This is a genomic window from Streptomyces sp. NPDC057137 (assembly GCF_042670825.1).
In the GTDB taxonomy this organism is placed as follows: Bacteria; Actinomycetota; Actinomycetes; order Streptomycetales; family Streptomycetaceae; genus Streptomyces.
Map to the genome: position 1 here is coordinate 75,484 of NZ_JBHUUW010000005.1, position 25,600 is coordinate 101,083.

A 25,600-nucleotide genomic window follows, 5' to 3' on the forward strand; every position below is an offset into this window, starting at 1 on the left:
TTTACTGCTCAACCCTGGGCGCGGGTTCGTCGGCGCCGGCGTGGGCTGCCCGCCGCCGTTCGTCACCGTCCGTCGCGTCGTTAGGCTCACCGGCATGCCCGCGCGCCCGCCCTCCTCGCCCCGCCGCCGCCCCCTGGGCACGGTCACGCGCGGCACGACCAACCCGAACCGGCTGCGCCGCATGGACCGCTGGATCGCCGCTGTGCACGGGCCGGTACTGCGCCGCTCGGCCGACCCCGTCGCGGTCGACCTCGGGTACGGCGCCGCGCCCTGGACCGCCGTCGAGCTGCTGCGGCGGCTGCGGGCGGCCGAGCCGCGCACCGAGGTGGTCGGCGTCGAGATCGAGCCCGCGCGGGTCGCGGCGGCGCTTCCGTACGAAGAGGACGGGCTCAGCTTCGTACACGGCGGCTTCGAGATCCCGCTGCCCCCGGGGCCGGGCCCGGACCCGCGCTCCCCGGACGGCCGCAGACCGCTGCTGATTCGGGCGGCGAACGTCCTGCGGCAGTACGACGAGAGCGAGGTCGCGGCGGTCTGGACCCGGCTCCGTGCCCGGCTCGCGCCCGGCGGCCTGCTGGTCGAGGGCACGTGCGACGAGATCGGGCGGCGCCATGTCTGGGTCGCCCTCGGTACGGAGGGCCCGCGCACGGTCACCTTCGCCACCCGGCTCGGCTCGCTCGACCGTCCTTCGGACCTGGCGGAGCGGCTGCCGAAGGCGTTGATCCACCGCAACGTGCCGGGCGAGCCGGTGCACGCGTTCCTGCGGGACTTCGACCGGGCGTGGGCGGCGGCGGCCCCGTACGCCTCGCTCGGCGCCCGGCAGCGGTGGATCAGGACCGTGGAGGATCTGTCGGCGGACTGGCCGCTGGCCGGCCCGGCGGCCGGCGGCGGCAGGAGCAGATGGCGGCAGGGTGAAGTGACGGTGGAGTGGAGTGCTCTGGCGCCGAACTCCAACGAAACGGATGCGTTCAAGGGAACGTGAACGGCGGGTCGTTCGTCCCTGACGGGTAGACGCGGCCGTGTGAACAGGCGCTGCCCCCTGTCGTTCCGGGGGTGGGCATGGCACGATCGCGTCGGCGGAGAACAGTTACTGACAGTAAGTCAGATGTATTCGTCCGAAGTCCGGAGGGGGAGCTTGTGAACCGACGCCGCTGTGTCACAGCCGCGATCACGGTCGTCTGCGCTCTGTCGGTGCTCACGTCACCGGCGTTGCTGAACCAGGCGTACGCAGCTCCCGCGTCTCCGGCCTCCCCTGCGTCCCCGGCTTCTCCCGCCTCCCCGTCGTCCCCCGCCTCGCCGAGTGACCCGCCGGTGGCGCCCCGGCCGTTCGACCGCACCCTGCCGCCGGGGGCGGACGGCAAGTCCTCCGGCGCGGACGACTCGAAGCTCGAAGCGGTGCGCCGGAAGATCGACGGACTGTACGGCCAGGCGACCTCGGCCACCGACGCGTACAACCTCGCCGAGGAGCGCGCCGACAACCAGTCGGCCGAACTGGTCAGGCTGTCCAGCGAGATCGTCAACGGCCAGGTCCGGATCGACCGGCTCAAGCGCCAGGCCGGCGCCGCGGCCCGCGCGCAGTACCGCGCGGGCGGACTGCCGCCCGAGGCCCAACTGCTGCTCACCGACGACCCTCAGCTCTTCCTCGACGGCGCGGGGCGCGTCCAGCGGGGCCAGAAGGCGACCAAGGACCTCCTCGGTCAAATGACCAAGGCGCAGGACGACTTGACTTCGTACACGAAGAAGGCCGGCGCCGAGTGGACCAAGCTCGAAGCGAGCCGGGTCAAGCAGGCGAAGGCGAAGAAGGAGATCAACGAGAAGATAAAGGCCGCCAAGAAGATCGAGGCGGGGCTGGAGAAGGAGGAGCGCGACCGGCTGCTGATGCTGGAGCAGCAGGACGTGGCCAAGGCGCAGGAGGCCTGGCTGGGATCGGGCGCGCTCAAGGACATCAACGGCAAGGCGAGCGCCCAGGGCAAGAAGGCGATCGCGTACGCGACGGCGCAGATCGGCAAGCCGTACGTGTGGGGCGCCGAGGGTCCGGCGTCGTTCGACTGCTCGGGGCTGACCTCCGAGGCGTGGCGGGCGGCCGGCAAGGTCATCCCCCGCACCTCGCAGGAACAGTGGAGGCTGCTCCCCCGTATCCCCGTCTCGGAGATGCGGCCCGGCGACCTGGTCATCTACCACCAGGACGCGAGCCATGTCGGCATGTACGTGGGCGACGGCTCCATCGTCCACGCACCGCGGCCGGGCCGGCAGGTGACGCTGACGGGGGCGGGCTCGATGCTGATCCTCGGGGTCGTCAGGCCGGACAAGTAGGACCCGAGCAGGACCCGAGCAGGACGCGGCAAGCAGGACGCGGCAAGCAGGTCCGGACAGGCAGGTCCGGACAAGTCGGAGCCTGTCCTCTCCGTGGGCCCCTCCCTCTCCACGTGATGTTTGTCATGGCCGTTTTGGCCGCTTCGGCGGGCCGATCGTGCCGGATGCGTGGCGGGAAGCGGCATATGGCGCGGGATCTCCTCCGTACGGCGTTCCGTACGCCATTCCTTTCGGGCGTCGGCTACCGCTATGGTCCCGGTCGGTGGGGCGTCGATCGGCGTTTCACCGTGCCCTCGGGGGGAGGGAAGGACTCACAGACCGATGGCCGTACCTGTACCGGTGCCGCGACAGCGCACCGCCTCGACAGTCGAGAGTGCGCCCGCCCCGGAGACCTCCGGCGGAGGCGGCGACCTCACACTCCTCGTCATCGAGGACGATCCCGCGGGCACCTTCAGCGCACCGGAACTTCCCGACGCGGCGGGCACCCGGGTCCGTATCCGCACCGCGCGCAACCTCACCGAGGCCGAGCGGCTGCTCACCGACGACATCCAGTGCATCCTCGTGGACCTCGCGCTGCCGGGGCGCTACGACGGCGACGGCGACGGCCTGGCTCCGCTGAAGCATGTGCTGCGGCTCGCGCCCCGCCACGCCGTTCTCGCGCTGGCCGCCGAAGGCGACAGCGAGCGTGCCGCCGCGGCGGTGCGTGTGGGCGCGCAGGACTATCTCTTCCGCGACGAGCTGGACAGCCGGCTGCTGAACCGCGCCATCCGCTACGCCGTCGAACGCAAGCGCGCGGACGTCGCGCAGCGCCAGCTCACCGAGTCCCGGCTGCGGGCGCAGGAGAACGCCCGGCTGGAGCGCGGGCTGCTGCCCACACCGCTCCTCCAGGGGTCGAATCTGCGTTTCGCCTCCAGATACCGGCCCGGCCGCTCCCGCGCGCTGCTCGGCGGCGATTTCTACGACACGGTCCGTACGCCCGACGGCACGGTCCACGTGATGATCGGCGACGTCTGCGGCCACGGCCCGGACGAGGCCGCGCTGGGTGTGGAACTCCGGATCGCCTGGCGGGCGTTGACCTTCGCCGGGCTGAGCGGGGACATTCTGCTCTCGACGCTCCAGAAGGTCCTGGAGCACGAGCGGGAGAGCGAGGAGATCTTCGCGACCCTCTGCACGGTCGACATCGCGCCCGACGGCCGGCGGGCTGGGCTCTGCCTGGCCGGCCACCCGTCCCCGCTGGTCGTCCGCGCCGGCCGGGCGCCCGAGCTGCTGCCGTACGACGAGGGCGGCCCCGCGCTCGGCCTGCTGCCGCGCGCCCGCTGGCCGCGCCGGGAGGTCGAGCTGGGTGAGGCGTGGAGTCTGATGATGTACACGGACGGGCTGATAGAGGGCCGCGTCGGGGCGGGGACGAAGCAGCGGCTCGGCCAGGAGGGCATGGTCGAGATGATCACTGGCCTGCGGACGCTGGGCCTGAGCGGCGAGGACCTGCTGGAGGCCGCGGTGGCTCAGGTGCGGGAGCTGAACGGCGGCGAGCTGACGGACGACGTGGCCGTACTGCTGCTGGACCGCGGGCGGGTGGCGGAGCGGGCGGTCACCGCCTGAGGTCTGACGCAGCGGACGTACTTCACGGGCCTGGCCCGCTCAGCCCGACCCGCCCCGCTCAACGACCGCCGTTGTACGGCCCGTACGGCCCGTCGCTGCTGGAGCCACCGCTGCGGCCACTGCGGCCACCACCGCCGCCGACCTGCTTGATCGCGGGGCGCACATCGACGAAGTACACGATGATCGCGATCAGCCCGATGATCGGCAGGAAGGACAGCAGCGGGAAGATCAGGCTCACCACGAGGGCGATGCCGAGAATGATCAGCCAGAACGGCTTGGTCTGCTTGTCCGCGGCGCGGAAGGCGTCCTCACGCCGGATGAACGCGTCGACCAGCGCGAAGGCGCCGAACACGGTCAGCGGGATGCTCAGCAGAGCCACAAGCCCGTCGAAGCCAGCCATCAACACGTTGCCCACCGCCCGTTTCTGTCCGAATCATGTGCCGCCAAGGTACCCGTACAACGGTCCGGACACCGCTGTGGTGCCCGGACCGTTGTATTGGCCGACGTACTCTCGCTCGTCCTGCTCGCTTCTACTTGCTCGCGGGCGGCGTGGCCTTCTTGGCCGCGGCCGGCTTGCGCGTGGCGGTCGTCTTGCGCGCGGCGGGCTTGGCACCGGTGGCCTTGGCCTCCGGCTTCGCCTTGGCGGGCGCGGGCTTCGCGGGAGCCGGCTTGGCCGTCGACTTGGCGGGAGCCGGCTTGGCGGCCTGCTTCGTCTCGGGCTCGACGGCGATGGCGATCTCCGTCATCTCGTCGGCGGCCTCGCCCCGCCAGGTCCGTACGGACTGCTCGCCGCGCTCGGCGACCTTCTCGTACGTCTCACGGGCCTTGACCGCGTACTCCGCGGCCACGCCCACGCCCCGCAGCGCGAGGTCCTGAGCGGTCTCGCCGAGCTTCTTCAGGTCGGTGTCGAGCGACCCGAGCACCTCGGTGACCTTGGACTGAACGGTCGTCTGCGCTTCCTTGGCCTGCGAGGCGACCTTGTCCTGGACGATCTTGGGGTCGGCGTTGCGTACCGCGTCGATACGGCCCGGGGCCTCCGCGCGGAGCTGCTCGATCAGCCCGGGAACCTTCTTGGCCTGCTCGACGGCGAGATCCGCCGTACCGGCCGCGAAGTAGAGAGGGGTCGGGTCGCTGAACGTCTTGCGCAGGTCATCGGCGATGGCCATGACTGTGTTCCTCCGGATCAGTGTGAGGGTGGGGTGACAGCACCGCCGCCGGCCGTACCGGACGTGTCCCCGTCGGCGTCCCCGCTACCGGTACCGGCGCCCTTACCGGCCGATTCCGCGGTCACCGTCGCTTCCGTGTTCGTCGTCCCGAGCCCGTTCTCCTTACGGAAGGACTCGTAGATCTGCAGGAGCACCTGCTTCTGCCGCTCGTTGATCGACGGGTCGGCGAGGATGACGGCACGCGTCTCCAACTCCTCGCGCTCCCGCTCGTCGAGCATCCCGGCCTGCACGTACAGCGTCTCGGCGGAGATCCGCAGCGCCTTGGCGAGCTGCTGCAGGATGTCCGCGCTCGGCTTGCGCAGACCGCGTTCGATCTGGCTGAGATACGGATTGGACACCCCGGCGGCCTCGGAGAGCTGCCGCAACGACAGCTGCGCGTTGCGCCGCTGCTCGCGCAGATACTCACCGAGATTGCCGACGTTGAGTGATGCCATGACTCCAGGCTGCCCCCTCTTGCTAACTATTGCAAGCACCCGCTTGCAAAAGTGTTCCATGCAACAGGGTGACCGAGCGTGACTCGCAGCGATATCTGGCACCGGGCGCGGCAAGGCACGTGCCCACGCCACGTATATGCTCGCCGCCGTGCGCCGCCGGCCGTGGGTGCGCCGCGTCGGTCGTGCTCGACGCAGCCGCAGTTACGTGTGAGACGCGCGGTGCGCGGACGGCAGAAGCCGACCGATGGCGAACGGAGCGCGGGAATGGTGAGTATGTGGCCCGACACGATCCGGTCCCCGGCCGATCCCGACCGCCGCCGGATCTTCGAGCGTGGTGACGTGATCGGCGCGGGCGCACTGATCGCCTGCGTGGTGGTCTCGGTGATCGCGGCTGACGGGGCGGCGCTGAAGGTCGTCGTCGCCGTGCTCGGGCTCTGCGCGGAGCTGGGCCTCGTGCTCAGTGGCCGGGCCCTGCCGACGCCGCTGACCTGGTTCGGCGTCGCGCTGACCATCGGGACCGGCTTCGCCATCATGGCTCTCGTGCCCGACGGGCTCGGCGAGGTTCCGGTGCTGGCAGGCGCCGCCGTGCTGCCGAGGTGCATCCCGGCCGGGCCGGTGCGCACCGCCTGCGTCGCGCTGCTGGCGGTCGGCTTCGGCGTCGCGATCATGGTGATCTTCGGCAGCGTGGCCGGCCTGCTGTCGGCCGTCGGCGTGTGGCTGCTCGCCGACCGTTCGATCGAGCGGGCCGCGCTCCAGGCCGAGCGGGACCGCGCGGTCGCGCTGCTGGCCGAAGTGGAGGCGTCCCGCGCATCCCGGCAGGAGGCGGCGGCCCTTGAGGAGCGGAGGCGGATCGCCCACGAGCTGCACGACGTGCTCGCGCACAGCCTCGCCGGACTGTCCATGCAGTTGCAGGCGATCAGGGCGATCGCGCGGCGGGACAACGCTCCGGCGACGTTGACCGCGCCGCTGGACCGCGCCGCCGAGCTGGCGCGCGACGGAGTGCAGGAGGCCCGTGCGGCGGTGGGTGCGCTGCGTTCCGTACCGCTCCGGGGCGTGGCCGATATCGACGGCCTGACCAGGAGTTTTCCGGGCGAGGCGCGGCTGCGCGTCAGCGGCCCGGCCGGTCGGCTCACACCCGAGGCCGGGCACGCGGTGTACCGGGCGGTGCAGGAGGCCATGACGAACGCTGCGCGGTACGCGACCGGTAGTGCCATCGACGTGGACCTGGCGTGGGAGGGCTCCGAGATGCGCGCTGTCGTGCGGGACCGTGGGCTGCCGGCCGGTCGCGGCCCGTCGGGAGTACAGGGCAGCGGCACGGGGCTGCGCGGCATGGCCGAGCGGATCGAGGCCGTCGGCGGCTCGTTGACCGCCGGACCCGCGCCCGAGGGACCGGGCTGGCGGATCGCGCTCCGTGTGCCGGTCGTGGAGGACGCCGGCGGCATTACGGCAGACGGGAAGGATGACGCGTGACAATTCGGGTGCTGGTCGCGGACGACCAGGCGGTGGTGCGGGACGGGGTGGTGCTGCTGCTGACCTCGGCGGAGGACATCGAGGTGGTCGGGCAGGCCGGCGACGGGAACGAGGCGGTGCGGCTCGCCGTGGCGAAGCGGCCCGATGTCGCCCTCGTCGACCTGCGAATGCCCGGGCTCGACGGCGCGCAGGTGACGGCCGAGGTATTGGCGGCGGGCATCGAGACACGGGTGCTGATCCTGACGACGTACGCCGACGACGACGCGGTGATGCCCGCGCTGCGGGCCGGCGCACTCGGCTACCTGACCAAGGACGCGACCGGCGAGGCGGTGCTGGCCGCGGTCCGGGACGTGGCGGCCGGTCGGACCGTCCTCGACCCGGCCGTGCAGCGGCGGCTCGTACAGCTCGTCGTGACGGAGCCCAAGGCGCCCGCCGCCACGCCCGCGTCCTCGCCGGCGATGCTTCCTCCCGAGGCCGAGGGGCTGACCAGGCGGGAGGTCGACGTCGTCCGGCTCCTGGCGAAGGGGCTGAACAACCGGCAGGTGGCGCGCGAGATGGTCGTCAGCCAGGCGACGGTGAAAACGCACCTCAACCACGTCCTGGCCAAGCTGGCGCTGGACGATCGCGGCGCGCTGATCGCCTGGGCCTGGCGCTTCGGCCTGGTCGACAACACCGAGCAGTAGCGGCGCGGACTTCAACCCGGACCTCCACCCGGGTTACAACCCTGGGTTGAAGGAGTTCGGGGCGCGTCGGCAGATGCTCTGAGACATGACAACGACCGACTGGTTCATCGACATCGCGCTCCTGCTCATCGTTCTTCGCCAGATGCGCGAGGAGCGGCTGACCACCCGCACCATCCTGCTCCCGCTCGGCATGATCGCCTGGGCCGCCGGCAACTACCTGACCGACATCCCGACCGCCGGCAACGACGTGCCGCTGGCCGTGATCTTCGCGGCCACCGGGGTCGTCTTCGGCCTCGCCGGCGGTCTGCTCACCCGCGTCCGGCACGCCGACGGGCACGTGCTGATCAAGGCCTCCCGCGGCGCGGCCGCACTCTGGATCATCAGCATGGGCTTCCGCCTGGGCTTCGCGGTGTGGTCCACGCATTCCTCCGGCGCCGCACACCTGACCAGCTTCTCCGCCGCGCACAACATCACCAGCGGCCAGGCCTGGGTCGTCGCCCTGCTCCTGATGGCGGTCGGCGAGGTCGTCGTCCGCCTGGGCACGATCGTCATCCGCGGCCAGCTGCTGCAGGCACGGGCCGACCGCGATGCGAACAAGCCGGCCCACCGCCCGGGCGCCTACGTCTGAGCCGCGAAACAGCCCGCCGCACGGCGCTCGACCCGCGTACCGAACCCACAGCTCATCGTGCTCAACACCCCACCCACGCATGATCAGCACGGAGGTCCCTCATGTCCGCACCTCGTGGTGGTATCCAGTCCCATGGACAACCAGCGGCGCGTCCTCCTCGTGGCTTACGACGACGCGCAGATTCTCGACATCGCCTGCCCCAGTGGCGCTCTGGACATCGCCAACCGGTACGGCGCGGCCCCGCCCTACGCCATCGAGCTGGCCACCCTCGGCCGCCGTGCCGCCCGTAGTTCGGCCGGGATCGTGCTCGGGGCGGGGCGAGCGCTGGAAGCGGTGACCGGGCGGCTGGACACGTTGATGGTCGTGGGCGGGGTCGGGTACGAGCGCGCCGCCGCGGACGAACGGTTGCTGGCGCAGGTACGGCGGCTGGCCGAGCGCAGCCGGCGCGTCGCCTCCGTCTGCACCGGCACCTACGTGCTCGCCGCCGCCGGGCTGTTGGACCATCGGCGGGTGGCGACCCACTGGGGGTACGGGGAGCAACTCGCCGCCCGCCATCCCGCGGTGGCCGTCGACGTGGGGCCGCTCTACATCCGTGACGGCAACGTCTACACCTCCGCCGGGGTCACCAGCGCGCTCGACCTGACGCTGTCCCTGATCGAGGACGACCACGGGCCGACGCTGGCCCGCGCCGTCGCCCGTGAACTCGTCTCGTACCTGCACCGGCCCGCCGATCAGGCCCAGATCAGCATGTTCCTGGCCGCCCCACCGCCGGGTGACCGGCTGGTGCGGGACCTCAGCGGCTACATCGCCGGCCACTTGGCCGAGGACCTGACGCCCGGGACGCTGGCGGCTCGGGCGGGGGTGAGCCCCCGGCATCTGACTCGTCTGTTCACCGAGCATCTCGACACGACTCCGACAAGGGCGGTACGGGCGGCCCGTACGGAAGCGGCGGCGCATCTGGTGCGGTCCAGCGGGTTGTCGCTGGCCGCGATAGCCCGGCGGTGCGGGTTCGGGTCGGCGCAGACGCTGCGGCAGGCGTTCCTGGATCACTACGGAATCAGCGGGGACAGGATTCGCAGGATGCCGGACATGCCGCGGGCGCGCGTCCCGTCGGGACAGAAGACTCCCGTGTCATGACGAATTCGACGACACGCAGGACTCTGCTCCGCGGGACCGTGGCCACCGCCGCACTCGCCGCCGCCGGTGCCACAACCCAGAGCGGGGTCGCACACGCCGAGCGGCGGGCCGGCGAGGGGCCGGCCATCGGCATCCTGTTGTACGACGGCTACAGCCTGCTGGACCCCACGGGCCCCGCGGAAGTGCTGTCCCGGCTGCCGGGCGCGACGGTGACGATGATCGCGGAGCGCCGAGGACCGGTCCGTACGGACACGGGAGACGTGGCCGTGATGGCCGACCGTTCCATCGCCGAGGTCGATCGCCTCGATGTCCTGCTGGTGCCGGGCGGCGGCAATCGCGGCACGGTGGGGGCGATGGAGAACGAGGCGCTGCTCACCTGGATCCGCCGAATCGACCGCCACAGCCGGTGGACGACCTCCGTCTGCACAGGAACGCTCGTCCTGGCGGCGGCGGGTCTGCTGGACGGGCGCCGGGCGACGACCTACTGGGCCTCCGCCGGCTATCTGGAGTCCGAGTTCGATGTGACCTATGTGCCGGAGCGCTATGTACGTTCGGGAAAGATCGTCACGGCGGCCGGGGTCTCGGCGGGCCTGGACATGGCCCTGTACCTGGCGTCCCTGATCGCCGGAGACACCACGGCGAAGGCGATCCAACTGGCCGTCGAATACGACCCGCAGCCCCCGTTCGACTCCGGCAACGCAGCGGACGCCGACCCCCAACTCAAGGAACTGGCACTGCGGTTGCTCGCCGAGTCGCAGGTGTGACGGGCCAAGCCCCGTTCTCAGCCGGGCTGTTCGGCCATGACGACCAGGCCTGGGCCGGTGTGCTCGCCCGCGGGGAGCCGGAGTTCGGCGACCGGGCGCAGTCCGGCCTGCTCGATCAGGTCCACGAGTTGTTCCGGCCGCCATTTGTGGGTCGTCCAGCGAACGGGCACACCTCCGTACGCCTCGGTGCGCACCACGTCCTCGTCGCCGACGTGTGTACCGGTGATGAAGTGCCCGCCCGGCTTCAGGGCGCGCGCGAACAGGGCGAGAACCTGAGGAAGCACGTCACGGGGGAGGTTGAACAGTGACCACCACCCGAGTACGCCGCCGAGGGACGCTTCACCGAGGTCGAGGTCGGTGGCGGAGGCGACGTCGAAGCGGCATCGCGGATGGAGACGGCGCGCGTTCTCGATCATGCGAGGAGAGAGATCGACCCCGGACACGTCGAGTCCGCGTTCGGCGAGGTAGGCGGTCACCGTTCCGGGTCCGCAGCCGACATCGAGGACGGGCCCGAGGTCGCGCACGGTGTCGGCGAAGGCGTCGATCGATGCCTTGAGCCATGGCTGGCTGCGGATGTCGCCGACTCCCGTCGTTACCACCATGTGGGCGTAGTTGTCGGCCACGCGGTCGTAGGACTCACGGACCATGTCGAGATCGGCCGGGCGGGCCGGGCGGGCTGGGGTGTCAATGTCGTGGGCGCGCATCGGCCAACGGTATTGCGCGACGGGCCCGGAGGGAAGAATTCCTATGGCGCCCCGGCCCCGGCCCCGCCGCCGCGCAGGTTGCGCAGCCACCTCATGAACGGTCAGACCCGCAGGCCGTCCAGGGTGAGGTCGAGCAGGCGCTCGGCCCGCTCTCGTCGTTCGGGGCTCGCCGAGGTGAGGGCGATGCCTTCGAGTGCGGCGGCCATGTCGGCGGGACCGATGTCCGTACGAATCGTCCCGGCGGCCACACACGTGTCCATCAGGGCGGTGACGGCCGCCAGGATCATGTCCCGGCTGTGGCCGTAGGGGTTGCTTCCTGCCGCGGCGATGGCCCGCAAGGCGTCGGCCATGCCGTACTTGGCGGTGACGTAGTCCAGGAAGAGGCGCGTCCAGGCGCGCAGGGCTTCGTAGGGCGGGTGCGCCGCGAGCAGGCCGGGGACGGCGTCGCACAGCTGGGTCACCTCGTTGCGGTAGACCGCCTCGATCAGTGCCTCGCGGGTGGGGAAGTTGCGGTACAGGGTCGCGCTGCCCACGCCCGCCTCTTTGGCGATGCGCTCCAGGTGCGCGTCCAGCCCCGCGTCGGCGAACACGCGCACCGCGGCCGCGAGGATCTTGTCTCTGTTACGCCGTGCGTCAGCTCGCAACGGGCGTTCTGCACTGCCGTCCATCAGCGGTCGCCGTCCCCTCTCCGGTCCTTCGACTTGCTAAACGGAGGCGCGCCCACTTAGTCTGACGTAAGTGGTGGAGCCCCCACTTCCACTCTAGGTCATGGGCTGACCTGCGCACATCCCCCTTGGAAGGACGTTGATCATGTCAGGCATCGAGGGCAAGGTCGTAGCGATCACAGGTGCCAGCAGTGGCATCGGAGCGGCGACGGCGGCCTACCTCGCCGAGAAAGGGGCCCGGCTCGTGCTCGGGGCCCGGCGGGAGGACCGGCTGACGGCGGTGGTAGACGAGATCACGGCGCGGGGCGGCTCGGCCGTCGGAGCCGTCGTCGACGTGACGCGCCGCGAGGACCTCGGGCGCCTGACGGACACGGCGGTCGACCGGTTCGGCCGGCTCGACGTCCTGGTCTCCAACGCCGGCACGATGGCGGTGTCACCGTTCGACGAGCTGCGCCAGGACGACTGGGACGCCATGGTCGCCACGCATATCACCGGCCTGCTGAACGGCATCGGGGCGGCACTGCCCGTCTTCCGGCGGCAGAATTCCGGCCAGTTCGTCAACGTCGCCTCCACCGCGGCGTACGTCGTGAAATCACCGCAGGGCGTCTACGCGGCCACCAAGACCGCGGTGAAGGTGCTGACGGAAGGCCTGCGGCAGGAGTCCGGTCCCGACCTGCGTGTCACCCTCGTCTCACCGGGGTTCACCAACACCGAGGGCGTCGGCAAGGGAGCGAGCCCCGAGACAGCGGCGGCGATGACCCGGCAGCGCGACGAGATGGCCATCCCGCCCTCCGCCGTCGCGTCCGCGATCGGTTACGCGATCGAGCAGCCCGCCGGCATCGACATCAGCGAGATCGTCGTCCGGCCCACCGCGCAGGCCTGAGTCCCCCGGCTCGTACAACTCAGGCTCCGCACAGACCACTCGGCCCCCGGCTCGTACAACTCAGGCTCCGCACGGACAACTCGGCGACCGGCTCGGACAACTTCAGCGCGATCCGCCCGCGTTGACGCTCTCGACTCCCAGCACGTTCAGCAGAGCCAGAGCCTCGGCGTCCCGGGATCCTTGCGGCGCGCTGTAGAGCACGAGGTGCTGGTCGCTGTCCGTGAGCGCGAGCGAGTCGCAGTCGACGGTGATCTCCCCGACGACCGGGTGCCGGAACGTCTTCGTGAGCATCGGCGCGACCTGTACGTCGTGCCGCTCCCAGAGCCGGGCGAACTCGGGGCTGCCGTCGCGGAGTTCGTCGACGAGTCCGGTGACGGCGGGGTCGGACGGGTACCGGGCGAGTGTGGACCGGAGCCCCATGACGACGTGGTGCCGGAACTCCGCGGTGTCGGAGACCCCGTACAGCGGCGCGTCGGCGCGCACCGGCCCGAGGAACGCGCGGCGCGCGAGATTGCGGTCCTCCGGGGCGAGTTCGGCGAAGTTCTCCATGAGCGCGGCCGCGAGGTCGTTCCACGCGAGCACCTCGAACGCGGCGGAGGTTACGAAGGCGGCCGTCTGCGGCAGCCGTTCGAGGAGCGCGAGGATGCTGGGGCGGACGTCGCGCCGGTGCAGTCCGGTACGGCTCGGGGCGGTGCCCGCGAGCACGTGGAGGTGGTCGGACTCGGCGTCCGTGAGCCGCAGCGCGCCGCCGATCCCGGCGAGGACCTCGCCCGACGGGCGCGGCGCCCTGGCCTGTTCAAGGCGCACGTAGTACTCCGTGGAGATGTGCGCGAGGACCGCCACCTCCTCGCGGCGGAGGCCCGGTGTCCGGCGTCGGGGGCCCGAGGGGAGGCCGACGTCCTCGGGCCGCAGCCGCTCGCGACGGCTGCGGAGGAACGCTCCCAGCTCCTGCTTGTCCATACCCCCAGTGTGCGCGCCGCGTGGCGGCGGATCCTGGTACCGGCTGTGCCTGTATCGGGATCCGGGCGGCCGCGACGCTGTCGGTATGACGAACAGCATCCACACCACCCCCATCGGCCTGCTGACCGGCAAGGTCGTGTTCATCACCGGCGCCAGCCGAGGCATCGGGGCGGCCGCCGCCCGGCTCTTCGCCGCCGAGGGCGCCGCCGTCGTGCTCGCCGCCCGCGGCACCGACGCCCTCGACCGCGTCGTCACCGAGATCCGCGCCGACGGAGGCGTCGCCGACGCCGTAACCCTGGACCTCGCCGACCGTACGAGCATCCGCGCGGCCGTCGACCGCGTCGAGGAACTGCACGGCCGGCTCGACGGCGCCTTCAACAACGGCGCGGCCATCCAGCAGCGGCCCGGCCCGCTCGACACCACGGCCGACGAGGACATCGACGAGCAGTTCACCGTCAACTTCCGCGCGCACTGGACCGCCATGAACGCCGAGGCCGCGCTCATGCGCCGGGGCGGTGGCGGGGCGATCGTCAACACATCGAGCATCGGCAGCCGCCGCGCGAACCCGGAACTCCCCGCGTACGGCGCGATGAAGCGCGCGCTCAACAGCATCACCGAGACCGCCGCGGTGAGTTGGGCCCGTAACGGTATCCGGGTGAACGGCATCACCCCCGGCGGCACCGCGACGGAGATGATCGACGCGTGGGAGGCGGCGTCCCCGGGCATTGTCGAGCGCTTGAAGCCGGCCATCCCGCTCGGCCGGATGGCGGAGCCCCGCGAGGTCGCGGAGGCGGCCGCGTGGCTGCTCAGCGACCGGGCCTCGATGGTGACCGGCGCGATGGTGCCGGTGGACGGCGGCGCTGGCGCTTGAGGGAACGGCCGTTCCGACGTCGGCGCCTGAGGGGATGGCCCCTCCCCGGCGGCCGGGCAGGGCTCCACTACTCCGTGGCGGCGGGTTCCGGCGCGCCGCCCGGACGCGTACCGGGGACGGCCGGCCGTCGTACCTCGTGTCTGCCCAGCGCCGCGAGGGCCAGGGTCGGTTCTGTACGTGCGGACGGCGGCCGGGGTGGTGCTGATGGAGGCGTCGGGCTCATGACTGCCGAGTGGATCGTCGTAATCTGGCACGAAACTTGACACGAACACCGTTCGCACCTAGAACGGTGTTCGTGACGATGAATGTGGAGCAGGAGACGGATGTGACCGTGGTCGGCGCCGGCCCGGTGGGCCTCGTGCTCGCCGCCGAGCTGGCGCTCTCCGGGGCGACGGTGCAGGTACTGGAGCGACGGGCCGAGCGGGACGAGGCGATGAAGGCGCAGTCGATCAACGTGCCGACGGCCGAGGCACTCGACCGCCGCGGCCTGCTGCCCGCCGCCGAGCAGGTACAGCGGGAGACGCTGGAGCGGATGGGGTCGTTCGCTCGCGCGGCAGGCGACAGACCGGCCGACGACAGACCGGCCGGTGCCGGCCGCCCGGCGCGCGAGACGCGATTCACCGGGCACTTCGCGGGCATGGTCCTCGATCCCGACCTCGTGGACTGGACCGACCCCGACCTCGCCGCGCACGCCGCCGCCGACGGCGCGCGGATGGTGCCGCAGCCTCAACTGGAGGCGCTGCTGGCCGAGCACGTCGAGCGGCTGGGCGTCCGGGTACGACGCGGGGTGGAGGTCACCGCGCTCGACGACACCGGCGACGGCGTCCTCGTCGGCACCACGGCCGGCACGGTGCGCACCGGGTGGCTGGTCGGGTGCGACGGCGGACACAGCGCCGTACGCCGCCTCGCGGGCATCGGCTTCCCCGGCACCGACCCCGAACTCACCGGCTACCAGGCGGTGGTCAACATCGCCGACCCTTCGCTGCTCGCCGACGGATGGGTGTGGTCGCCCCGGGGGGTGTACCGCTGCGGGCCGCAGCCCGGCCGGGTGGCGACCGTGGAGTTCGACAGCCCGCCCGCCGACCGCTCGGCGCCGGTCACCCTCGAAGAGGTGCAGAGCGCTCTGCGCCGGATCTCGGGCACCGACGTCACGCTGACCGCGCTGCGCGCCACCCCGACCCGCTGGACCGACAACACCCGCCAGGCCGCGGCCTATTGGTCGGGACGGGTACTCCTGGCCGGCGACGCCGCGCACGTGCACCCGCCGTTCGGCGGCCAGGGGCTCAACCTCGGGGTCGGCGACGCGATGAACCTCGGCTGGAAGCTCGGTGCCGTGATCGCCGGATGGGCACCCGAAGGGCTGCTCGACACGTACGACGCCGAGCGTCGTCCCGTCGGCGCCTGGGTGCTGGACTGGACGCGGTCCCAGATCGGGGTGCTGCGCGGGGACGCCAAGTCGGCCGCGCTCCGGGAGGTCGTCTCCGATCTGCTGAGCACGCGGGACGGCACGACGTACGCGGTGAAGCAGATCTCCGGCGTCACGCAGCGCGCCGACCTGCCCGGCGACCACCCGCTGGTCGGCCGGTACGTCCCCGACCTGTGGCTGAAGGACGGCTCCCGTCTGGTCGACCACGGCCACGGCGGCGGATTCCTGCTGCTCGACCGCACGCCGGACGGCGCGTTCGCCCGCCACGCCGCGGCCTGGGCCGGGCGCGTGAGCGGCGTGACCGACGTGAGCAGCGTGAGCGACGAACACGCGGCGCCGACAGGGGTGTTGGTACGCCCTGACGGGGTGGTCGCCTGGGCCACCGACACCGCCTCCGCCTCCGCCACCACCGACACCGCTGCCGTCACCGGCCTCGAAGCCGCCCTGCGCCGATGGACCGGCACGCCGTAAGCCGCGACTCCGGCCCCGGCCGGTCAGCCAGCGGGCATCGACCGGACCCTCGCCGTCGTCGACTTCGCGGAGACCTTCCTCGGCGGCGTCACCGAGGAGTGGACGCGCGGCTGGAACGACGCCAAGCACCTGTTGGGCTTCCGGGTCTTCGGCGTGGCCGTCGGCGCCCCGCGCGCGGCCGAGGCCGGCTCGGTCCTGGAGGCCCTGTGCGGCAACCTCCGCTCCATCGAGGACCTGACCGACGTGCACGCCGCCGCCGACCTCTTCCGCGTGATCTGACCCGGGCTCCCGTCATGTGGTGGTGACCGCCGGTTCCGTCTCCCTTGCGGGCGTGGGGGGTTGCGGGCGCCGGGGGCCTCGCGTGAGGACGTACACGAACAGGAGAGCCATGACGGCGACGCCCGCCCACATGGCCTGCTGCCAGCCGTCGACGAACGACTCCTGGGCTGCCCGGATCAGGGCCTGTGCGTGCGGGCCGCCGCCCGCCTTGTCCGCGACCTCGACGGCGTTGGCGATGCCTTCGCGGGCGATGCCGGCGGTGTCGGCCGTGGTCTCGGGTACGGCTTCGAGTCGGCCGTCGATGGCGCCGCGGTAGCCGGACGACAGCAGCGCCCCGAGGAGGGCGACGCCGAGCGCGGTGCCGAACTCCCTGGTGACGTCGTTGAGTGCGGACGCGACGCCTTGACGTTCCCGGGGCAGGGCCCCGGTGATGGCCTCGGTCGCCGGGGTCATCGTCAGGCCCATGCCGATTCCCATGGCGAGCATGCCGGGCAGGACGGAGAGGTAGCCGCCGCCGACGGAGACGAGGGTGGCCATGAGGGCCAGACCCGCGCCGCCCAGGAGGATTCCGCAGGCCATGGTGGAGCGGCTGCCGACGCGTTCGGCCACGCGGGGCGCGAGCCCGGAGGTCATCATCATCAGTACGGCCATGGGCATGAGCGCCAGGGTGGACAGGAGACCGGACCACCCGAGCACGGCCTGGAGGAACGGGAACAGGACCACGAAGATGCCGGCCTGCACCCCGAAGACCGCGAGGAGTGCCACGGAGCCACTGGCCAGGCCGCGTTCGCGGAAGAGGCGTACGTCGAGGAGTGGGGCGGGCCGGCGCAGTTCCCACGCCACGAAGCCGACGGCCGCGAGGACGCCGGTCAGCAGGCTGAGGAGGGTCACGGGTGCGGTCCAGCCCCGCTCGGGGCCTTCCTGCAGGACGAAGATGAGCCCGACCACGGCGACGACCGAGGTCACCGCGCCGACGGCGTCGAAGGAGTGCTTGGAGTCCTCGCGCGAGTCGGGAACGGTTCGCACCGTCATGACGAGGGCGACGAGCACAAGCGCGATCGGGAGCAGAAAGAGCCAGCGCCAGTTCGCCACATCGACCAGGGCGGCCGACAGGAACATGCCCAGGATGCCGCCACCACCGGCGACACCGGTCCATACGCCGATCGCCCGACCGCGTTCTTCCGCCGGGAAGGTGGAGGTGATGACGGCAAGGGTGACGGGCATGATCATCGCCGCGCCCACGCCGCTGAGGACGCGTGCGGCGAGCATGATCTCGGCCGATGTGGCGAGGGCGGCGACAGCGCCTGCGACCCCGAAGACGATCAGGCCGGCGATCAGTACCGGCTTACGGCCCCACCGGTCACCGACCGCGCCGAGCGGCAGGAGCAGCGCGGCCAGGCTGAGGGTGTAGCTGTTGATGATCCACAGGATCGTGGGCTGTGAGGCGTCGAACGCGACGGCCATGTCCGGCTGGGCGACGTTGAGGCCCGATACGGACGCGATGACGGCCATCAGGGCTATGCAGACCGTGATCAGGATGGCGCGCCGCCGGCGCGGGTCGTCAATGCCCGCACTGGTCCTTTCGGCGCTTACCTGCGCGGGCGGTTTCGTGGGCCGGTTCGTACTCATGGGGACGGACCTTTCGGATCACTGGAAGCGCGACGTGGCACGTGGGGCGGGATCGGGACGATCGTGGCGAGGGCCGGGCGGATAGGCAAAGATGTTTGCCGATCGGCAAACCGCCGGACAGACTGGCGGCATGGATGACGACGATGTGGACCGCACGCTCGACGCCGTCGGCCCCCGGCTGAAGCAGCTGCGCCTCGCCCGGGACATGACGCTGACCGGCCTCGCGGAGGCGACGGGCATCTCGGTCAGCACGTTGTCGAGACTTGAGGCGGGCCTGCGGCGCCCCACGCTCGAACAGCTCCTGCCGCTCGCCCGCGTCCACGGCGCCACCATCGACGAGCTGGTCGACGCGCCCCGTACCGGCAACCCCCGCGTCAACCTCCGCCCCATCGCCTGCGGAGACGGATCAACCGTGTTGCCCCTGACCCGCAGGCCCGGCGGCATCCAGGCGTACAAGTTCGTCCTGCCCGCTCCTGCGGCGGGAGGCGACGTGGAACCCGTCCTGCGTACCCATGAGGGCTACGACTGGATCTACGTCCTCAACGGCACGCTCCGCCTGCTGCTCGGCGAGCACGATCTCGTACTCAAGCCGGGCGAGGCGGCCGAGTTCGACACCCGTACACCGCACTGGTTCGGCGCGACCAGCTCCGGCCCCGTCGAATTCCTGAGCCTGGTCGGCAAGCAGGGCGAGCGCGCGCATGTGCGCGCGGCGCCGAAGGCCGGTGCCTAGGGGGTGTCTGACGCATAGCGCCGTCCGCCCGCAAGGCGGAGGATCGGCGTCGCAGATGGCCCGGCCGTACGTGGGCGACCGACGACAAGGCAGGGGGCGCCTCCCGTGCCCGAAGCGCTACGGGGGAGAGCGGATCGTCCGGGCGCCGCGCGCCAGGCGGGGCAAGTCGGACACGGCCTGGGGGTGTCTTGTCGATCAGGCCGGATCAGGGAGCGCCCGCCGCGGCAGCGGCCTGGTGTCACGTTGGTGCGTGCGATCGCAAGGCGGAGGAGGGAGGCATGGCGGAGCCATGCCGACCGACGACAACGGAGGGGGCACCTCCCGTGCCCCCTCGGGGGCTACGGGGGAGAGCGTGCGTGCCAGGGACCGCGAGCCCGGCAAGATCGGCAAGACACCCCCTAGAGCGTGACTCGCCGCGCGGCGGCGAGGGCCGCGTCCGTGTCGGCGGTGGCCAGGTCGGCGTTGATGTGCGCACCGGCCAGGGCGCCCGCGGCGGCGGAGGCGCCGACCTGGGCGGTCGGGTCGGTGGCGTTGCCGGCCACCCATACGCCCCGGACCGGGGTGGTCCCGGCCATGCCGGTGGCGAAGTGGCGGCCCATGCCGCCCGGCAGGTCCTCCATCGGCAGATCCAGCCCGGCCAGCCCCTCGGTACGGGCCCGCATGACGGTCGCCACCGCGACGACGCGGCGCGGCACGAACTGCCCGTCGGCCAGCCGCACGCCCGCGATGCCGCCGTCCTGGCCGGACTCGACCGCCGCGACAGGGGTGTCGACGACGCGGATGCCGCGAGCGGCGAACCGCGCCCGGGTCTCCTCGTCCGGGCCGGTGCCGCGGGTGAAGTAGACCAGGTCGTCGGTCAACTGCCGGAACAGCAGGGCGTGGTGGACGGAGGCCGGGCCGACGGCCAGGATCCCGATCGGTTCGTCGCGCACCTCCCAGCCGTGGCAGTACGGGCAGTGCACCACACCGTGTCCCCAGTGCTGGGCCAGCCCGGGAACGTCGGGCAGTACGTCGCGCAGCCCGGTGGCGATCAGCAGCCGGCGCGCCCGCAGGGCGCTGCCGTCGGCGAGCGTGACCGTGAAGCGCGGATCGCCCTCGGCGGTGGGGCCGGCGGACGGGTCGGCGGACGGGTCGGCGGGGACGGCGCTGATCACCTCGCCGGCCACCACCTTGCCGCCGTAGCCGCGCACTTCCTCGCGCCCCCGGCGCAGCAGTTCCGCCGGCGGGACGCCTTCCTGGCCGAGCAGGCCGTGCACGCCGTCGGCGGGCGCGTTGCGGGGCGTGCCGCCGTCGATCACGACGACGGAGCGGCGGGAGCGGGCGAGCATGAGCGCGCCGTTCAGGCCTGCGGCTCCGCCGCCGATCACGACGGCGTCGACGGTCGTGTCGGTGTCGGTGTGGGTGTCGGTGTCGGTGTCGGTGTCGGTCGTTACGGGCATGGCGTACGTCTCCTTAGCGGTGAGGGGGCCCCCGAGCGAGCCCTCGTACGGCCACCCTAAGCACTGTTTGCGCATGCGGCATAAGATGTTGCCTATGACGCAAGACGATGGAGATCTCGACAGCCTGGTACGCAAACGGGTCCGCGCCCTGCGCGTGGCACAGGGCTTGTCCCTGGACGAGCTGGCCACCCGTGCCCGCCTCAGCCCCTCCACGCTCAGCCGGATCGAGAACGGTCAGCGCCGCCTCGCTCTCGACCAGCTCGTCACCCTCGCCCGCGCCCTGGACACCACCCTCGACCAACTGGTCGAGACGGCCACGGACGACGTCATCTCCAACCCGACGATCGACGCCGCCCACCAGCAGATGCGCTGGCCCGTCCGGGCGGACCCCGGCCTGACCGTCATACGTCAGCGCATGACGGACCCCCCGCCCGACAGCCCCTCGCGCATGCGCGCCCACCCGGGCCGCGAATGGCTCGTCGTCCTCTCCGGCACGGCCGTGCTGCTCCTGGGCAACCGGCGCTTCCGGGTGGAGACCAACCAGGCCGCCGAGTTCCCGACGATGCTTCCGCACGCGATCGGCGCGGAAGGGGGACCGTGCGAACTCCTGGGCATCTTCGACCGCGACGCCCGGCGGGGCCATCAACGCGGCGACGACAGCCCGCCGCAGTGACGGCCCCATGGTGACGGCCGCGTTGACGTGCGCTTGCGCGGCGAGCAGGCCAGGCGCCACCTTCTTGCCGTTCCCGAAAGCGACCGGGCAGCACGCTCATGATCCTCATAGCGTGGCCGCCATGACCCACGCCTCGCACGACGCCCACGCTCACGCTCATGCCCTGGACGGCCACGACGACCACGACGACCAGTCGGAGATCCTCGACCTGGACGCCGAGGTGCTCGCCGAGCACATCGCCTCCATCACCGCGTGGCTCCCCGTCAAGGCCGACCCCCGCCACATCGTGGACCTGGGCTGCGGAACCGGGGCCGGCACCCTCGCCCTGCTCAAGCGCTTCCCCCAGGCCGAGGTGACCGCCGTCGACACCTCGACCAGCCACCTCAACCGCCTGCGCCAGAAGGCCGAGGCAGCCGGTCTCGCCGATCGGGTACGCACCGTTCAAACCGACCTCGACGGGGCCTGGCCGGACCTCGGCACGCCCGAACTCGTATGGGCGTCAGCCTCCATGCACCACATGGCCGACCCCGACCGCACCCTGCGCCAGGTCCACGACACGCTCGCCCCCGACGGACTGTTCGCCGTCGTCGAACTGGCGGGCTTCCCGCGCTTCCTGCCCGAAGACGCCCCGGCGGACCGCCCCGGACTCGAAGAACGCTGCCACGCCGCGATCGACCACCACCATGCCGAGCACCTGCCCCACCGCGGCGCCGACTGGGGCCCCAAGCTGACCGCCGCCGGCTTCTCCGTCGAGGGCGAACGCACCATCACGGTCGACCTGGGCCCGCCCCACACCGAGGCCGTCGGCCGCTACGCGCTCAGCAGCCTGACCCGCATGCGGGGCGGCGTCGCCGAGGAGCTGACGCCCGAAGACCTCACCGCGCTCGACCAGCTGCTCGACACGGAAAGCCCTCACAGCATCCTGCGCCGCGACGACCTGACGGTCCGCACCGAGCGCACGGTGTGGGCGGCACGCCGTACCTGAACACCGGGGTGCCACACGGCACATGGGCCGCCCGGACGGGTGGCCCCACCTGTGAAAAGGTGCCGTGTGACCTCTCCTGACGACGACGCCATCGACGAGCAGGCGGGCGTGACCATCCGCTGTCAGGACAACCTGTCCGTCGGTTTGCGGTTCTGCGATCGGTTCAGCGTCGACGAGGACTCCGTGCACTACGCCGTCGAGGCATGGGCTCCCGGGCTGACCGCCCGCGTCGGCGAGGTGGTGGCCTGGGTCTGGGACAGCGATCTCGCGCCGTTCCTGGCCGAGTTGGCCGCCGGCCACCGTGGCTGGGACGGCGAGCGGACCTGGCAGAACGACGACCGGGACCTGGCTGTCTCGGCCGTGTTCCGGTCCGGTGGGCATATCGGTCTGACCTGGACGCTGCGCCCGTGGCCCGACGCCGCCGGCGGCTGGAGTGCGTCGGTGACCACGTGGTTGGAGGCCGGGGAGCAGATGTCGTCCTTCGCCGCCGACGTCCGGCACTTCCTCCGCACCGCCCGGGGCTGAGCCTCGGTCCGCCCCGGTCACCTGGCGAGTACGGCCGGTTCGTCCAGGCGCGTCAGCTTCCCTGGGTTTCTCATCACATAGATCCGGGTGACCCGCCCGTTCTCGACCACGAGGCTCACCGCGGTCGGCTCACCGTCGAACTCGATCCGGGCCGCGGGCGCGCCGTTCAGCCAGACCGGCGTCGCCGCGAACTCGGCCGTCACCTGGTCCGCGTGCTGGTTCGCACGCGCGAGCAGCTTCGCCACCGGTTCGGCCCCATGGATCGGAGCCAGTAGGGCGGCCACCACCCCGCCGCCGTCGGCGACCAGGACCACGTCCGGCGCCATGACCTCCAGCAGTTCCCGCAACTGCCCTGTGCGCAGCGCCGCCAGGAACCGTGCCACCACCGCCTGCTGCTCCGACCGGCTCACCCGCACCCGTGGGCGCCGGGCCGACACATGCTCGCGTGCCCGCCGTGCGATCTGCCGTGCCGTGGCCGGAGACTTCCCGACGACCTCGGCGATCTCGTCGTACGGCATCTCGAAGACCTCGCGCAGCACGAACACCGCCCGCTCCGCCGGACCGAGCGTTTCCAGCACGGTCAGCATCGCGATCGACACGCTCTCCGCGAGTTCCACGTCCTCGGCGACATCGGGGCTGGTCAGCAGCGGCTCGGGCAGCCACTCGCCCACGTACTCCTCGCGGCTGCGCGACAGCGTGCGCAGCCGGTTGAGCGCTTGGCGGGTGACGGTTCGGACGAGGTACGAGCGCGGGTCACGCACCTGCGACCGGTCGACGCCGGCCCATCGCAGCCAGGACTCCTGCACCACGTCCTCCGCGTCGGCCGCCGACCCCAGCATCTCGTAGGCGACCGTGAACAGCAGGCTGCGATGGGCGACGAACGGGTCCTCGGTCATGCCGTGGACGCCGCGCCGGACTTCTCAAGCCGCCCCGGACGAGCGGCCAGCGGGATCTCGCACGCGGCGGAGAAACCCTGCGACTCGATCCCGTGGGCCGAGTTGTTCCTGGTCGCCATGTTGGCGAAGGCGATGAACGCGGTGAGTTCCACCATCGCCGCCGGGCCGAGCCGGTCGAGCAGACTCGCGTGCAGTTCGTCGGTGACGGTCGGCGGTGTGTTCGTCATGGCCTCGGCGTACTCCAGCACGTCCCGCTCCAACGGCGCGAACACGTCCGACTCCCGCCAGCGCGGCACCTGGCTCGCCTTGGCCAGGTCCAGGTTCTGGTTCCGTGCCTGGAAGTACCCGACATCGAGGCACCAGCCACAGCCGACCTGCGCCGCGACGGCCATGTGCGCGAACGACTTGAGGCTCTCGTCGGCCACGTCCCACTCGCCCACCTTGCCACCGAGCACCAGGTTGGCCTCGGCGACCTTCGGGTTGTGCCACGTCACCTCGACGGGTTCGGCGACGGCACCGAACTGCTTGATCATGCTCTCGCTCATCTCGGTGCCCAGCTCCGCCTTCGGAATGCGCAGTGCCACGGTGTTCTCCTTGGTAGGTCTGTCTGTTCGCTCGTTCGACATGAAGACACCGGCGGGCTCCCAGGTGTGACAACCTCCGGCCCCGGCAAGGAGAGCGGGGCCGGAGGCCGAGGGGTTAATTCGGTGGCTCCCGTGCCGCCCGGCGGCGGCGGTACGGGAGTTGCACCGTGTCGACCTGATGGGGGCGTCTCGTACGGGGGACCTCAGCTGGTACCGGGGTGGCAGCCTGCGGGAGTGCGATCAGTGGGTCAGGCGGTCTCTCGCCGACTGCCGGAGCACCGTGGGTACGGAGCTCGACGTCGACACCTTGGAGCAGTTGTGGCGAGCCGCGCTCGTACTGCCCGAGCCTTCCGCGCCGCATGTATGGCTCCACGGCGACCTCAAGCCCACCAACCTCCTGGTCCAAGAGGGCAAGCTGCACGCGCTCATCGACTTCGGGTGCCTCTCGATCGGGCATCCGGACGCCGAGCACTCCGCACTCTGGGATCTGCCGCCCCGGGCGCGGGAGATCTACTGGGGCGCACTCGACCTGGACGATCCGACCTGGCGCCGTGCCCGTGCCTGGGCCATCGCGGTCGGTGTCGGCGGAATCTCGTACTACTGGGCCACCTATCCCGCGTTCGTCGCCGAGTGCCGCGCGCGACTTCGGGCGATTCTGGCCGACGCGGCTGGACGAGGCTAACCCGGCTGACACGGCAGAGCGTTGACCGTCGAGCGAATCAGACGGTCTGCTTCTCCCGACCCCGCGTCTCCTCTTCCGGCTTCTTCTCCTCCGGCTTCTCCTCCTCCTGCTTCTTCGCTTCGGGAGTCGGAGCCGCCTCTACCGCGCCCGAGACCGCCTGCACGGCCTGCGCCGCCTCGGCGGGTGTGGCGCGTTCAAGGAAGCGGAGCAGTTCGACGGGGAAGGGCAGAACGAGCGTGGAGTTCTTCTCGGCGGCGACAGCCACCACGGTCTGCAGCAGCCGCAGTTGAAGCGCGGCCGGCTGCCCGGCCATCTGGCGGGCCGCCTCGGAGAGCTTCTTCGACGCCTGCAGCTCCGCGTCCGCGTTGATCACCCGCGCGCGGCGCTCACGGTCCGCCTCGGCCTGCCGAGCCATCGACCGCTTCATGGTCTCCGGCAACGACACGTCCTTGATCTCGACCCGGTCGATCTGCACGCCCCAGCCGATGGACGGGCTGTCGATCATCAACTCCAGGCCCTGGTTCAGCTTCTCGCGGTTCGAGAGCAGATCGTCCAGATCGCTCTTACCGATGATCGACCGCAACGACGTCTGCGCCATCTGCGACACCGCGAACCGGTAGTCCTCGACCCGGATCAGCGCGTCCGCCGCGTCGACGACCTTGAAGTAGATGACCGCGTCCACGCGCACGGTGACGTTGTCGCGCGTGATGCCGTCCTGTGCGGGGACAGGCATCGTCACGATCTGCATGTTGATCTTGTTCAGCCTGTCCACGAACGGGACGATCAACGTGAACCCGGGCCCTCTGATGCCCTCTCGCAGCCGCCCCAGACGGAAGACCACGCCGCGCTCGTACTGCTTGACGACCCGCGCGGCCGCCAGCGCGTAGATCCCGCACGCGCAAATCACTGCTATGACCGCTATGACCAGTTCCTCGCCCATGATCAAC

Annotated in this window: 27 protein-coding genes and 1 pseudogene; 17 read left to right on the forward strand and 11 right to left on the reverse strand. The window is 71.5% G+C overall.

The window, feature by feature from the left end; genetic code table 11:
* Nucleotides 1–94: 94 nt before the first annotated feature.
* The 3 genes from ACFT9I_RS06375 to ACFT9I_RS06385 all read left to right on the forward strand — a co-directional run bounded on the left by ACFT9I_RS06375 (nucleotide 95) and on the right by ACFT9I_RS06385 (nucleotide 3,909).
* Nucleotides 95–979, forward strand: coding sequence for a class I SAM-dependent methyltransferase (locus ACFT9I_RS06375; RefSeq protein WP_382561377.1), 885 nt, complete (start codon nucleotides 95–97; stop codon nucleotides 977–979).
* Nucleotides 980–1,134: 155 nt separating this feature from the next.
* Entirely contained in the window at nucleotides 1,135–2,310 is a 1,176-nt protein-coding gene (locus ACFT9I_RS06380) for a C40 family peptidase (RefSeq protein WP_382561378.1), read from the forward strand.
* A 321-nt stretch (nucleotides 2,311–2,631) separates the two neighbouring features.
* Nucleotides 2,632–3,909, forward strand: a complete 1,278-nt coding sequence (locus ACFT9I_RS06385; RefSeq protein ID WP_382561380.1) for a PP2C family protein-serine/threonine phosphatase — start codon at nucleotides 2,632–2,634, stop codon at nucleotides 3,907–3,909.
* Between the two features lie 58 nt (nucleotides 3,910–3,967).
* On the opposite strand, the gene ACFT9I_RS06390 is transcribed toward ACFT9I_RS06385, so the two are convergent.
* From ACFT9I_RS06390 to ACFT9I_RS06400, 3 genes are all read right to left on the reverse strand, one after another.
* Complete coding sequence (locus ACFT9I_RS06390) at nucleotides 3,968–4,315, reverse strand: DUF2516 family protein (RefSeq protein ID WP_382561634.1); 348 nt, start codon at nucleotides 4,313–4,315, stop codon at nucleotides 3,968–3,970.
* Between the two features lie 124 nt (nucleotides 4,316–4,439).
* Complete coding sequence (locus ACFT9I_RS06395; RefSeq protein ID WP_382561381.1) at nucleotides 4,440–5,075, reverse strand: hypothetical protein; 636 nt, start codon at nucleotides 5,073–5,075, stop codon at nucleotides 4,440–4,442.
* 17 nt (nucleotides 5,076–5,092) lie between these two features.
* Nucleotides 5,093–5,569 (reverse strand): helix-turn-helix domain-containing protein, encoded by a 477-nt coding sequence (locus ACFT9I_RS06400; protein ID WP_382561383.1) that lies wholly within the window; start codon nucleotides 5,567–5,569, stop codon nucleotides 5,093–5,095.
* 264 nt (nucleotides 5,570–5,833) lie between these two features.
* Here ACFT9I_RS06400 and ACFT9I_RS06405 point away from each other — a divergent pair, with 264 nt between their 5' ends.
* The 5 genes from ACFT9I_RS06405 (at nucleotide 5,834) to ACFT9I_RS06425 (ending at nucleotide 10,251) form a co-directional block, all read left to right on the forward strand.
* Complete coding sequence (locus ACFT9I_RS06405) at nucleotides 5,834–7,039, forward strand: sensor histidine kinase (protein ID WP_382561385.1); 1,206 nt, start codon at nucleotides 5,834–5,836, stop codon at nucleotides 7,037–7,039.
* The gene (locus tag ACFT9I_RS06410) at nucleotides 7,036–7,722 is read left to right on the forward strand and encodes a response regulator (protein WP_382561388.1); all 687 of its coding nucleotides are present in this window, start codon (nucleotides 7,036–7,038) and stop codon (nucleotides 7,720–7,722) included. Before ACFT9I_RS06405 ends, ACFT9I_RS06410 begins: the two co-directional genes overlap by 4 nt.
* Before the next feature lie 85 nt (nucleotides 7,723–7,807).
* Nucleotides 7,808–8,350, forward strand: coding sequence for a hypothetical protein (locus tag ACFT9I_RS06415; protein ID WP_382561390.1), 543 nt, complete (start codon nucleotides 7,808–7,810; stop codon nucleotides 8,348–8,350).
* A gap of 132 nt (nucleotides 8,351–8,482) precedes the next feature.
* Nucleotides 8,483–9,487, forward strand: a complete 1,005-nt coding sequence (locus ACFT9I_RS06420; protein ID WP_382561392.1) for a GlxA family transcriptional regulator — start codon at nucleotides 8,483–8,485, stop codon at nucleotides 9,485–9,487.
* Nucleotides 9,484–10,251: a DJ-1/PfpI family protein gene (locus ACFT9I_RS06425; protein ID WP_382561394.1), complete on the forward strand. Its 768-nt coding sequence runs from the start codon at nucleotides 9,484–9,486 to the stop codon at nucleotides 10,249–10,251. Before ACFT9I_RS06420 ends, ACFT9I_RS06425 begins: the two co-directional genes overlap by 4 nt.
* A 17-nt stretch (nucleotides 10,252–10,268) precedes the next feature.
* Here ACFT9I_RS06425 and ACFT9I_RS06430 read toward each other — a convergent pair whose 3' ends face one another.
* Both ACFT9I_RS06430 and ACFT9I_RS06435 read right to left on the reverse strand, forming a co-directional pair.
* Nucleotides 10,269–10,955 carry a methyltransferase domain-containing protein gene (locus ACFT9I_RS06430; RefSeq protein WP_382561396.1) on the reverse strand — a complete coding sequence of 229 codons (687 nt, stop codon included), beginning with the start codon at nucleotides 10,953–10,955 and terminating at the stop codon, nucleotides 10,269–10,271.
* 101 nt (nucleotides 10,956–11,056) lie between these two features.
* A complete protein-coding gene (locus ACFT9I_RS06435; protein ID WP_382561398.1) occupies nucleotides 11,057–11,623 on the reverse strand; it encodes a TetR/AcrR family transcriptional regulator in 567 nt (188 codons plus the stop codon).
* Between the two features lie 142 nt (nucleotides 11,624–11,765).
* Here ACFT9I_RS06435 and ACFT9I_RS06440 point away from each other — a divergent pair, with 142 nt between their 5' ends.
* Complete coding sequence (locus ACFT9I_RS06440; protein WP_382561400.1) at nucleotides 11,766–12,503, forward strand: SDR family oxidoreductase; 738 nt, start codon at nucleotides 11,766–11,768, stop codon at nucleotides 12,501–12,503.
* 102 nt (nucleotides 12,504–12,605) lie between these two features.
* Here the strand turns inward: ACFT9I_RS06440 and ACFT9I_RS06445 are convergent, their stop codons facing one another.
* Nucleotides 12,606–13,463, reverse strand: a complete 858-nt coding sequence (locus ACFT9I_RS06445; RefSeq protein WP_382561402.1) for a helix-turn-helix transcriptional regulator — start codon at nucleotides 13,461–13,463, stop codon at nucleotides 12,606–12,608.
* A gap of 85 nt (nucleotides 13,464–13,548) precedes the next feature.
* On the opposite strand from ACFT9I_RS06445, the gene ACFT9I_RS06450 reads away from it, so the two are divergent.
* The 3 genes and pseudogenes from ACFT9I_RS06450 to ACFT9I_RS06460 all read left to right on the forward strand — a co-directional run.
* Nucleotides 13,549–14,334: an SDR family NAD(P)-dependent oxidoreductase gene (locus tag ACFT9I_RS06450; RefSeq protein ID WP_382561404.1), complete on the forward strand. Its 786-nt coding sequence runs from the start codon at nucleotides 13,549–13,551 to the stop codon at nucleotides 14,332–14,334.
* A 301-nt stretch (nucleotides 14,335–14,635) separates the two neighbouring features.
* Nucleotides 14,636–16,231 (forward strand): FAD-dependent oxidoreductase, encoded by a 1,596-nt coding sequence (locus ACFT9I_RS06455; RefSeq protein WP_382561636.1) that lies wholly within the window; start codon nucleotides 14,636–14,638, stop codon nucleotides 16,229–16,231.
* A 15-nt stretch (nucleotides 16,232–16,246) separates the two neighbouring features.
* Nucleotides 16,247–16,510: pseudogene (locus ACFT9I_RS06460) on the forward strand (hypothetical protein); the annotation flags it as partial.
* Between the two features lie 12 nt (nucleotides 16,511–16,522).
* On the opposite strand, the gene ACFT9I_RS06465 reads toward ACFT9I_RS06460, so the two are convergent.
* On the reverse strand, nucleotides 16,523–18,139 hold the full coding sequence (locus ACFT9I_RS06465; RefSeq protein WP_382561406.1) for an MFS transporter: 1,617 nt from the start codon (nucleotides 18,137–18,139) through the stop codon (nucleotides 16,523–16,525).
* Nucleotides 18,140–18,269: 130 nt separating this feature from the next.
* Here ACFT9I_RS06465 and ACFT9I_RS06470 point away from each other — a divergent pair, with 130 nt between their 5' ends.
* A complete protein-coding gene (locus tag ACFT9I_RS06470) occupies nucleotides 18,270–18,869 on the forward strand; it encodes a helix-turn-helix domain-containing protein (protein WP_382561408.1) in 600 nt (199 codons plus the stop codon).
* Nucleotides 18,870–19,267: 398 nt separating this feature from the next.
* Here the strand turns inward: ACFT9I_RS06470 and ACFT9I_RS06475 are convergent, their stop codons facing one another.
* Entirely contained in the window at nucleotides 19,268–20,308 is a 1,041-nt protein-coding gene (locus ACFT9I_RS06475; RefSeq protein ID WP_382561410.1) for an NAD(P)/FAD-dependent oxidoreductase, read from the reverse strand.
* A gap of 94 nt (nucleotides 20,309–20,402) precedes the next feature.
* Between ACFT9I_RS06475 and ACFT9I_RS06480 the strand changes: the two genes are divergently transcribed.
* The 3 genes from ACFT9I_RS06480 to ACFT9I_RS06490 all read left to right on the forward strand — a co-directional run bounded on the left by ACFT9I_RS06480 (nucleotide 20,403) and on the right by ACFT9I_RS06490 (nucleotide 22,491).
* Entirely contained in the window at nucleotides 20,403–20,981 is a 579-nt protein-coding gene (locus tag ACFT9I_RS06480; protein ID WP_382561412.1) for a helix-turn-helix domain-containing protein, read from the forward strand.
* A gap of 121 nt (nucleotides 20,982–21,102) precedes the next feature.
* Nucleotides 21,103–21,966 (forward strand): class I SAM-dependent methyltransferase, encoded by an 864-nt coding sequence (locus ACFT9I_RS06485; RefSeq protein WP_382561638.1) that lies wholly within the window; start codon nucleotides 21,103–21,105, stop codon nucleotides 21,964–21,966.
* Between the two features lie 66 nt (nucleotides 21,967–22,032).
* Nucleotides 22,033–22,491: a DUF6228 family protein gene (locus ACFT9I_RS06490; RefSeq protein WP_382561413.1), complete on the forward strand. Its 459-nt coding sequence runs from the start codon at nucleotides 22,033–22,035 to the stop codon at nucleotides 22,489–22,491.
* Nucleotides 22,492–22,508: 17 nt separating this feature from the next.
* Here the strand turns inward: ACFT9I_RS06490 and ACFT9I_RS06495 are convergent, their stop codons facing one another.
* Together ACFT9I_RS06495 and ACFT9I_RS06500 are read right to left on the reverse strand one after the other, a co-directional pair.
* Complete coding sequence (locus ACFT9I_RS06495) at nucleotides 22,509–23,387, reverse strand: RNA polymerase sigma-70 factor (protein WP_382561415.1); 879 nt, start codon at nucleotides 23,385–23,387, stop codon at nucleotides 22,509–22,511.
* A complete protein-coding gene (locus ACFT9I_RS06500; protein ID WP_382561417.1) occupies nucleotides 23,384–23,971 on the reverse strand; it encodes a carboxymuconolactone decarboxylase family protein in 588 nt (195 codons plus the stop codon). Before ACFT9I_RS06500 ends, ACFT9I_RS06495 begins: the two co-directional genes overlap by 4 nt.
* Nucleotides 23,972–24,089: 118 nt before the next feature.
* Here ACFT9I_RS06500 and ACFT9I_RS06505 point away from each other — a divergent pair, with 118 nt between their 5' ends.
* Entirely contained in the window at nucleotides 24,090–24,653 is a 564-nt protein-coding gene (locus ACFT9I_RS06505) for a phosphotransferase (RefSeq protein WP_382561640.1), read from the forward strand.
* A 37-nt stretch (nucleotides 24,654–24,690) separates the two neighbouring features.
* On the opposite strand, the gene ACFT9I_RS06510 is transcribed toward ACFT9I_RS06505, so the two are convergent.
* Nucleotides 24,691–25,593, reverse strand: coding sequence for a slipin family protein (locus ACFT9I_RS06510; protein ID WP_382561418.1), 903 nt, complete (start codon nucleotides 25,591–25,593; stop codon nucleotides 24,691–24,693).
* Nucleotides 25,594–25,600 lie beyond the last annotated feature (7 nt).

Bases quoted from the DNA above. Each gene is read 5' to 3' on its own strand.
- ACFT9I_RS06375 (WP_382561377.1), top strand. From the start codon at position 95: ATGCCCGCGCGCCCGCCCTCCTCGCCCCGCCGCCGCCCCCTGGGCACG.
- ACFT9I_RS06385 (WP_382561380.1), top strand. From the start codon at position 2,632: ATGGCCGTACCTGTACCGGTGCCGCGACAGCGCACCGCCTCGACAGTC.
- ACFT9I_RS06395 (WP_382561381.1), bottom strand. From the start codon at position 5,075: ATGGCCATCGCCGATGACCTGCGCAAGACGTTCAGCGACCCGACCCCT.
- ACFT9I_RS06400 (WP_382561383.1), bottom strand. From the start codon at position 5,569: ATGGCATCACTCAACGTCGGCAATCTCGGTGAGTATCTGCGCGAGCAG.
- ACFT9I_RS06405 (WP_382561385.1), top strand. From the start codon at position 5,834: ATGGTGAGTATGTGGCCCGACACGATCCGGTCCCCGGCCGATCCCGAC.
- ACFT9I_RS06415 (WP_382561390.1), top strand. From the start codon at position 7,808: ATGACAACGACCGACTGGTTCATCGACATCGCGCTCCTGCTCATCGTT.
- ACFT9I_RS06420 (WP_382561392.1), top strand. From the start codon at position 8,483: ATGGACAACCAGCGGCGCGTCCTCCTCGTGGCTTACGACGACGCGCAG.
- ACFT9I_RS06425 (WP_382561394.1), top strand. From the start codon at position 9,484: ATGACGAATTCGACGACACGCAGGACTCTGCTCCGCGGGACCGTGGCC.
- ACFT9I_RS06430 (WP_382561396.1), bottom strand. From the start codon at position 10,955: ATGCGCGCCCACGACATTGACACCCCAGCCCGCCCGGCCCGCCCGGCC.
- ACFT9I_RS06435 (WP_382561398.1), bottom strand. From the start codon at position 11,623: ATGGACGGCAGTGCAGAACGCCCGTTGCGAGCTGACGCACGGCGTAAC.
- ACFT9I_RS06440 (WP_382561400.1), top strand. From the start codon at position 11,766: ATGTCAGGCATCGAGGGCAAGGTCGTAGCGATCACAGGTGCCAGCAGT.
- ACFT9I_RS06445 (WP_382561402.1), bottom strand. From the start codon at position 13,463: ATGGACAAGCAGGAGCTGGGAGCGTTCCTCCGCAGCCGTCGCGAGCGG.
- ACFT9I_RS06450 (WP_382561404.1), top strand. From the start codon at position 13,549: ATGACGAACAGCATCCACACCACCCCCATCGGCCTGCTGACCGGCAAG.
- ACFT9I_RS06455 (WP_382561636.1), top strand. From the start codon at position 14,636: ATGAATGTGGAGCAGGAGACGGATGTGACCGTGGTCGGCGCCGGCCCG.
- ACFT9I_RS06465 (WP_382561406.1), bottom strand. From the start codon at position 18,139: ATGAGTACGAACCGGCCCACGAAACCGCCCGCGCAGGTAAGCGCCGAA.
- ACFT9I_RS06470 (WP_382561408.1), top strand. From the start codon at position 18,270: ATGGATGACGACGATGTGGACCGCACGCTCGACGCCGTCGGCCCCCGG.
- ACFT9I_RS06475 (WP_382561410.1), bottom strand. From the start codon at position 20,308: ATGCCCGTAACGACCGACACCGACACCGACACCGACACCCACACCGAC.
- ACFT9I_RS06480 (WP_382561412.1), top strand. From the start codon at position 20,403: ATGACGCAAGACGATGGAGATCTCGACAGCCTGGTACGCAAACGGGTC.
- ACFT9I_RS06485 (WP_382561638.1), top strand. From the start codon at position 21,103: ATGACCCACGCCTCGCACGACGCCCACGCTCACGCTCATGCCCTGGAC.
- ACFT9I_RS06495 (WP_382561415.1), bottom strand. From the start codon at position 23,387: ATGACCGAGGACCCGTTCGTCGCCCATCGCAGCCTGCTGTTCACGGTC.
- ACFT9I_RS06510 (WP_382561418.1), bottom strand. From the start codon at position 25,593: ATGGGCGAGGAACTGGTCATAGCGGTCATAGCAGTGATTTGCGCGTGC.